Genomic DNA, 7,665 nt, shown 5'->3' on the forward strand with positions numbered 1-7,665 from the left:
GGAAAGAATGACGTGGGCGTCGCGACAGCGCGGCAGCACGCGCCGCGAGGCGTGCATTTCGCAGGGCGCGGTTGTCGCGGTTCCTGCACGTGTCGGCCGGTATGCGCGCGTGTCGCGCAGGATGGTGTCGCTACTGCTCTGGGCAATGGCGGGCGGCATCGCATCGGGCAGCTGGGCCGCGGCCGCCGGGACGCAGGCACCCGGCGCGATGCGGGCGGCGGACGGCGCGATGTCGTCGGGCGATACGGCGCCGCCGTCGCCGGCCATGGCCGTCGGGCCCGCCACGGCGCGACCCGCGCCGCTCGCCGAGCCGGTGCCGGCGGCCGACGCCGCGCGCCGCCGCTTCGGCACGCTGCCGACCACGGCCGAGCCCGGCACGCTCGTGCCCGGCGGCCGGCGCCAGGCATTGACGTTCGCGGATCTCGGGGCACGCGATCCGCTGCAGCTGCGGGGCACCGACGGCCAGAACGGCATCGCGTTCTCCGTCCGGCGCGACGAGGTCGTCATGGGCGCGACGCTGCATCTGGTCTACAGCTACTCGCCCGCGCTGCTGCCGGATCTGTCGCAGCTCAAGGTGCTGATCAACGGCGAAGTGGCGGCGACGCTGCCGTTGCCGGCCGCTCAAGCCGGCATGACGGTTGCGCGCGACGTGTCGATCGATCCGCGCTTCGTCACCGAGTACAACCATCTGAACATTCAGTTGATCGGTCATTACACGAAAGACTGCGAGGATCCCGCCAACTCGTCGCTGTGGGCGACGGTGAGCAACGCGAGCCGGCTCGAGCTGACCTACGCGGCGTTGCCGGAGCGGCCGGAACTCGGCGTCCTGCCCGCGCCGTTCTTCGATTCGCGGGACGTCCGGCGGCTCGAGCTGCCGTTCGCATTCGCCGCGCGAGCGCCGCGGGAGACGCTGGAAGCGGCGGGCATCGTCGCGTCGTGGTTCGGCGCGCTGGCCTCGTATCGCGGCGCGCGGTTTCCGGCCCGCCCCGGCGGCCTGCCTGAATCGGGCAATGCGGTGGTATTCGCGACGGCCGACGATCGTCTGGACGGTGTGACGCTGCCGGCGATCGACGGACCGACGCTCGCCGTCGTCGAGCGGCAGGCGCCGGCTCACGGCCAGCTGCTGCTGGTGCTCGGTCGCACGCCGGACGAAGTGAAGGTCGCCGCGCTCACGCTCGTGCTCGGCAGCAAGACGCTCGCGGGTACGCATGCCACGGTGAGCCGGCTCGAGAACGTCGCGCCGCGCGTGCCGTACGACGCGCCGAACTGGCTGTCGTCGACGCGCCCGGTGCGGCTCGGCGAACTGGCCGAGGGGCGCGCGCTCAGCGTGTCCGGCTACGACGCGGGCGCCGTCCGGATCGATCTGCGCGTCGCCCCCGATCTGTTCACCTGGGATACGCGCGGCGCGCCGATCGACCTGCGTTATCGCTACACGCCGACGCTGCGCGCGGACCGTTCGTCGCTCAACCTGAGCGTCGGCGACACGTTCGTGAAGGCGCTGCCGATCCCGGCACGGGAAACGTCGCGCTGGAGCCTGAGCCGCTACCTGCCGTTCGTCGCCAACGGTATCGACCGCGCGACGCTGCACGTGCCGCCGCTGCTGCTCACGCCGCGCACGCCGTTGCAGCTGCACTTCTTCTACGAGATCCCGGATATGGGCCGATGCACGGGGCGGCTGCTGCAGAACGTCGCGGGTTCGATCGACCCGGACTCGACGATCGACGTGTCGTCGTTTCCGCACTACAAGGCGCTGCCCGACCTCGCCGCGTTTGCGAACAGCGGCTTTCCGTTCACGCGGATGGCCGACCTGTCGGACACGGCCGTCGTGCTGCCCGCCGAGCCGGGCGCGGACGTCTACGGCCTGTACCTGCTCGCGATGGGGCGCATGGGCGTGTCGACGGGCTATCCGGTCAGCGGTGTGACGGTGACCGACGCCGCCGGTGTCGGCGCGTTCGCGTCCAAGGATCTGCTGATTCTCGGCGCGCCGGACACCCAGCCGTTGCTGACCCGCTGGGCGGCGCGCATGCCGTTCGGCACGGATCGCGACGGCGGCCTGTTCGGCGGCCTGTTCGGTGGCCGGTTCGGTGGCCTGGTCGGCGGCGCCGAGGCGGCGCCGTCGCCTGGCGCCGAGCGCGAACGCGTGCGCGCCGGCCTGTCGATCGTCTCGGACGGCACGCGCGCGCTGATCGCCGGCTTCGAGTCGCCGTTGCGCAAGACGCGCAGCGCCGTCGCGTTGATCAGCGCGAGCGGGCAGGCGGACGAGGCGCTCGGCCGCGCACTGCTCGACGACGACATGCTCACGTCGGTCCAGGGCGCGATGGTCGTGATTCGCGATCGCACCGTCACGGTGACGTCGAACGAAACGTCGTATCACGTCGGTGCGCTGCCGCCGCTCACGTACCTGCGCTGGTTTCTGTCGGGGCGTCCGCTGCTGCTTGCGCTGTTCAGCGTGCTGGCCGCGTTCGTCGCGGCGGCGCTCTTCTATCGTCTGCTGCGTGCGCGTGCGGCGCGCCGGCTGAAGGAGTGACATGCGAAACCGACGGTTACGCGGGCTCGGCGCCGCCCGCGCGGGCGGTGTCGCGAGTCTGCTGCTCGCGCTGGCACTGCCGCACGCGGCGGCGGCCGGCAGCGACCCGCTGAAGGTACTCGTCGATCAGGGGCGATACTGGCAGGCGCATGGCCGGGGCGACCTCGCGGCGCAGGCCTGGAAGAAGGTGCTGGGCGTCGATCCGAATCAGCCCGACGCGCTGTTCGGCATGGGCATGGTGCTCGCCGACCGCAAGGACGTCGACGGTGCGCGCCGCTACCTGGAACAGTTGCGCCGGATCGCGCCCGGCTTCGCGCGGACCGACGAGCTGGGCCAGCGTCTGGGCGAGACGAGCGTGCGCGACGGCGAGATCAGCGACGCGCGCCGCCTCGCGCAGACGGGGCAGAGCGCGCTGGCCGCGCAACAGTATCAGCGCGCGCTGCAAGGCGCGCCGTCGTCGCCCGCGCTGCAGCTCGAGTACTTCCAGGCGCTCGCGGCGACGCCGAGCGGATGGGCCGAAGCCCGCCGCGGCCTGGAGCGTCTCGCGCGTGACAACCCCGACGATCCGCGCTACGCACTCGCGTATGCGCAGCACCTGACCTATCGCGACGCGACGCGCCGCGACGGCATCGCGCGGCTCGAGTCGTTGTCCGCCGACGCGAAAGTCGGGAAGGCGGCGCGCGAGAGCTGGCGCCAGGCGCTGCTCTGGCTCGCGGCCAGGCCGTCGGATCAGGCGCGCTACCTCGCCTATCTGAAGGTGGTGCCCGACGATCCGCCGGTCAAGGCGCGCTACGACAGCATGGTGCGACAGGACCAAACCGCGCGCGAGGGCGATCAACGCAGCGCCTCGAACGAAGCGCGCGGCCACGCGATCGAGGATGGCTTTGCGGCACTCGAACGCGGCGATCTGGACACGGCGCGCGCCCGCTTCAATGCCGTGCTCGCCACGTCGCCGAACGACAGCGACGCGCTGGGCGGCCGCGGCATCGTCGAGCTGAAGCAGGAGCACTTCGCGCAGGCACGCAGCGATCTGGAGCGCGCGTCGCGAGGCGGGAATGCGGCGCGCTGGCGCTCGGCGCTCGGCAGTGCGACGTACTGGTCGTACACGAGCGAGGCGCTCGGCGCGCAAAGCAACGGCGACTTCGCGCGAGCGAAGGCGCTGTTCGAACGCGCGATTCTTGCGGATCCGTCGAACGTCACCGCGCAGGTGATGCTCGGCGACGCGCTGCTGGAGAATCGCGATGCGCGCGGCGCCGAGCAGGCGTACCGGATGGCGCTGCGGCGTCAGTCCGACAACCCGGACGCGATACGCGGTCTGGTCGGCGCACTGGCCGCTCAGGGGCGCGGCGACGAAGCGTTGGAGTTCGCGACGCAACTGAGCGCCGAGCAGCAGTCGAAGGCCGGCGGCCTCGACCGGTTGCGTCGTACGGCCGAGGCCGCGCAGGCGCGGCAAGCCGAAGCGCGCGGCGATCTGGGCACGGCGCGCAGCCTGTTCGAGGACGCGCTCGCCGGCAATCCGGACGATCCGTGGCTGCGGCTGGATCTGGCGCGCGTGTACGTGCGGCAAGGCGCGATCGCGTCGGCGCGCAGCATGATGGACGGATTACTGGCCGAACGGCCCGACATGACCGACGCACTCTATGCCGGCGCGCTGCTGGCCGAGCAGACGCAAGACTGGAGCCTCGGGCTGCAGCGGCTGGAGCGCATCGCGCCCGCGCAACGCACGGCGGCGATGACGACGTTGCAGCACCGCCTCTGGGTGGGCCAGCAGGTGGCACTCGCGACACGGCTGGTGCGTGAGGGCCGCCGCGCGCAGGCGCTCGGGGTGCTGCACGACGCGGAGGGGATCGGCCAGTCGGTGCCGGGACTCGCGGCGCAGTTGTCGGCGGGCTATGCGGCGGCCGGCGACACGTCGCGTGCGCTCTGGATCGTGCAGCGTGCGCTGGCCCGCGAGCCGGACAACGCCGATTTGCTGCTGCAGTACGCGCGGACGCTGCTGACCGTGCGCAACGATGCGCTGCTGGGCGACGCGATGCGCCGGCTTGCCGCGCTGCCGCTGTCGCCCGCGCAGCGCGGCGACTTCGAACGCCTGAACCTCGAGATCGTCGTGCGTCAGGCCGATGCGGTGCGCCAGGCCGGCGACCTCGCCGGCGGCTACGCCGTCATCGCGCCGTGGCTGGCCGCGATGCCGGACAGTCCCGAACTCCAGGCCGCGCTCGCGCGGCTGTACACGTCGGCCGGCGACGCGCCGAACGCGCTGAAATGCTATCGGGTCGCGCTGGCCCGCCGGCCCGACGATACGGGCTTGCTGGTCGCGGCGATCTACGCGGCGAGCAGCGCGAAGGCATGGCGCGACGGTGAAGCGTTCGCGGCCACGGCGCTGCGTATCGCGCCCGACGACCCGGGCTTGCTTGCCGCGACCGGCCGGCTGTATCGCGCGGAGGGGAATCTTTCGCTCGCCGCGCAGTATCTGCAGCGTTCGCTGCTGGCCGCCAATACGCCGCCGCCGGGCAGCAAGACGGCGCCATCGAACGTGCCGCGCGGCTGGGAAGACGCGATGCGGCGCATCGGCGCGAACCCGCTGCCCGGTACCAATCCGTTCGAAGGCAAGACCGCCGTCGATGTCGTTCATCCGTCGACCGGCTTCGGGGCCGCGGTATCGCCGCTGCCAGGCGTGCCTTCCTGGTCCACCCCGTCTTCTTCCGCTCCGACCGTGCCCTATACGATGCCTCCCGCGCCGCCCGCGACCTACGTCACCCCGTCCGCCGTGCCGGCCGCGCGCATGGTGCCGCCCGCCATGCCGCCGCAGGCGGTCACGCCCGATCCCGGCGATCCCGGCGGCTATGGCCCGGCCGCCGCCGGCGCGGGCGAGTCGGGCGGGCCCGCGACCGCGCGGCGCTATCAGTCCTACCAGTCCTATCAGCCCTATCGGGAGCCTGCCGCGGACGTACCGCCGGCGGGGGCGTCCGCGGGATGCGTGGCGCAGTCCGATCCGAACGACGACTGTGCCGGCTACGTCGCCACGCCGTGGCCGATGTCGCCCGCGTCGCGGGCCGCGGCGGCGACCGGTTCGCCGGCGGCCGCGTCGGGCGCGAGGCCGGGCCGGCCGGCCCGCGGCGGGACGAAGGTCGCCGCGGCGCGCGCGCCCGTTCTTGCATCGGCCTACGGGCAGGCCGATGCGCCGCCTCGCTATATCCCGCAGCCGCCGGCCGGCTATGCGGGAAGCGAGGCCGTGGCCCGTGCGCCGCAACGGGATGCGGGCGCGGGCGCCAACGCCCAGATGCTCGACGTCGCGTCGGAACTGGCCCAGGTGAACAGCGAGCAGGCCAGCACGGCATCGGGCGGCCTCGTGTTCCGAAACCGGACGGGCGAGGCGGGGCTGTCCGGCCTCACCGACATCGAGGCGCCGCTGGAAGGGCGTATCAAGGCAGGCAACGGTCACGTCGTCGTGACCGCCACGCCGGTCATGCTCGACGGCGGCAACTCGGCCACCGACGTGCCGACCCTCGCCCGGTTCGGCGCGGGGCTCTCGAGGTCGGCCGGCGGCGGCTCGCCGGGTTCCGAAACGGCGAGCGGCGTCGGTCTCTCCCTGGGTTACGAAGGCAAGCAATTGAAGGCCGACATCGGCGCGACGCCGGTCGGGTTTCCGTACCAGGATGTGGTCGGCGGCGTGCGCTTCAACGGTGCGATCACCGATCGGGCGGCCTACTCGCTGGCCGTCACGCGTCGCGCGGTGACCGACAGCCTGCTGTCGTTCGCGGGCGCACGCGATGCGAGTGCCGGCCTCAAGTGGGGCGGCGTGACGCGCAGCGGCGCGCGCGGCGCGCTGAGCTGGGACGACGGCACCAGCGGCGCGTACGTCGCGGGCGCGTTCGACTACTACGACGGCCATCACGTCGAACGCAACTTCGCCGGCAAGGGCAGCGGCGGCGCCTATACGCGCCTGCTGCGCGACGCCGACCGGACGCTCACCGTGGGCGTCAATGCGACGTGGATGCGCTTCAGCAAGAACCAGTCGTATTTCACGTACGGCCAGGGCGGCTATTTCAGTCCGCAGCAATACGTGATCCTGAATATACCGGTCGAGTACGCGGGACGAACGGGCGCGTTTGCGTACGATTTGAGCGGTTCGTTCGGCGTGCAGCATTACCGGCAGAACGCGGTGCCGTACTTCCCGCTCGATTCCGGCATGCAGGCGCAAGCGGCCGCGAATGCCGCCGCCAGCCAGGCGGTAGGGCTGGACGCGGGGGCCGTGTATCCCGCGCGCAGCAAGACGGGCATCGCGTATTCGCTCGCCGCGCGCGGCGAATACCAGGTCGCGCCGCAGCTGGCCGTCGGTGGAGCGGCTTCGTTCGGCAATGCGTATCAGTACCGCGAGTGGACGGCGGCCGTCTATCTCCGTTACAGCTTTACGCCGCAAGGCGGCCTGCCGGCGTTCCCGCCGCGCGCGTTCACGTCGCCGTATCTCGCCGACGCCGACTGAACGGATCCGCATCGCGCCGTGGCGATGCCGCGCGAATTGACGTGCACGCCACGGTACGCGCGCCTGCGCGCGCTGGCGGATCCGTTCAGAGCTTTGTCGGTCCGGCGCTGCGTTCGCGACGTACAGTGTGTCATCGAAAATCCGGCGAGTGCCGAACCACCGGGTCGAAGCGAATCGACCGGCAAAGCACACGCGCTGGCCCTTCAAGACCGACCATGGCCGAACAACACGACATTTCCGATGCGATCGCGGAATTCAATCGATCGTATCTCATGCTTGCGAAGTGGCTGCTCCTCGTCAACCGGAGCGAGGCCACACGACAACTCGGCGTCTCGGAAATGACGGCATCGCGCATCGCATCGCTGACACTGGCCCAGATCGACCACCTCGCCACGCGCGGCAAGCTGTTTTGCGAGTTTCGCGACGAGTTCGCGCCAGGCTGTGCGTGAGTTCGTCGCGCGACGGTTCGCCATGACATCGGAACGGCGCCGTCGTCAGGACGCAGGGACGTACGCGCGCCGTGACGGCATCCTGAATCCGAACGCAGTGCGCGATCACGCAACGGTCCGACTGCTTCGTGCACGCAACCCAGAGAGAATCGATGATCTCCCAATCCATCTTCAAGGCATATGACATTCGCGGTGTGGTCGGCAAG

The 7,665-nt window shown here is 71.4% G+C and carries 3 protein-coding genes; all 3 read left to right on the top strand.

Annotated features, from left to right (window positions below; translation table 11 throughout):
* The first annotated feature begins 7 nt into the window (after positions 1-7).
* Complete coding sequence (bcsB, locus tag DID99_RS28525) at positions 8-2,527, top strand: cellulose biosynthesis cyclic di-GMP-binding regulatory protein BcsB (protein WP_124668000.1); 2,520 nt, start codon at positions 8-10, stop codon at positions 2,525-2,527.
* Position 2,528: 1 nt separating this feature from the next.
* Positions 2,529-7,010: a cellulose synthase subunit BcsC-related outer membrane protein gene (locus tag DID99_RS28530; protein WP_124668001.1), complete on the top strand. Its 4,482-nt coding sequence runs from the start codon at positions 2,529-2,531 to the stop codon at positions 7,008-7,010.
* Between the two features lie 215 nt (positions 7,011-7,225).
* Entirely contained in the window at positions 7,226-7,459 is a 234-nt protein-coding gene (locus DID99_RS28535; protein ID WP_044846956.1) for a flagellar transcriptional regulator FlhD, read from the top strand.
* Positions 7,460-7,665 lie beyond the last annotated feature (206 nt).

Origin of the sequence: Burkholderia sp. Bp8986 (assembly GCF_003854225.1) — a bacterium.
Classification (GTDB): domain Bacteria; phylum Pseudomonadota; class Gammaproteobacteria; order Burkholderiales; family Burkholderiaceae; genus Burkholderia.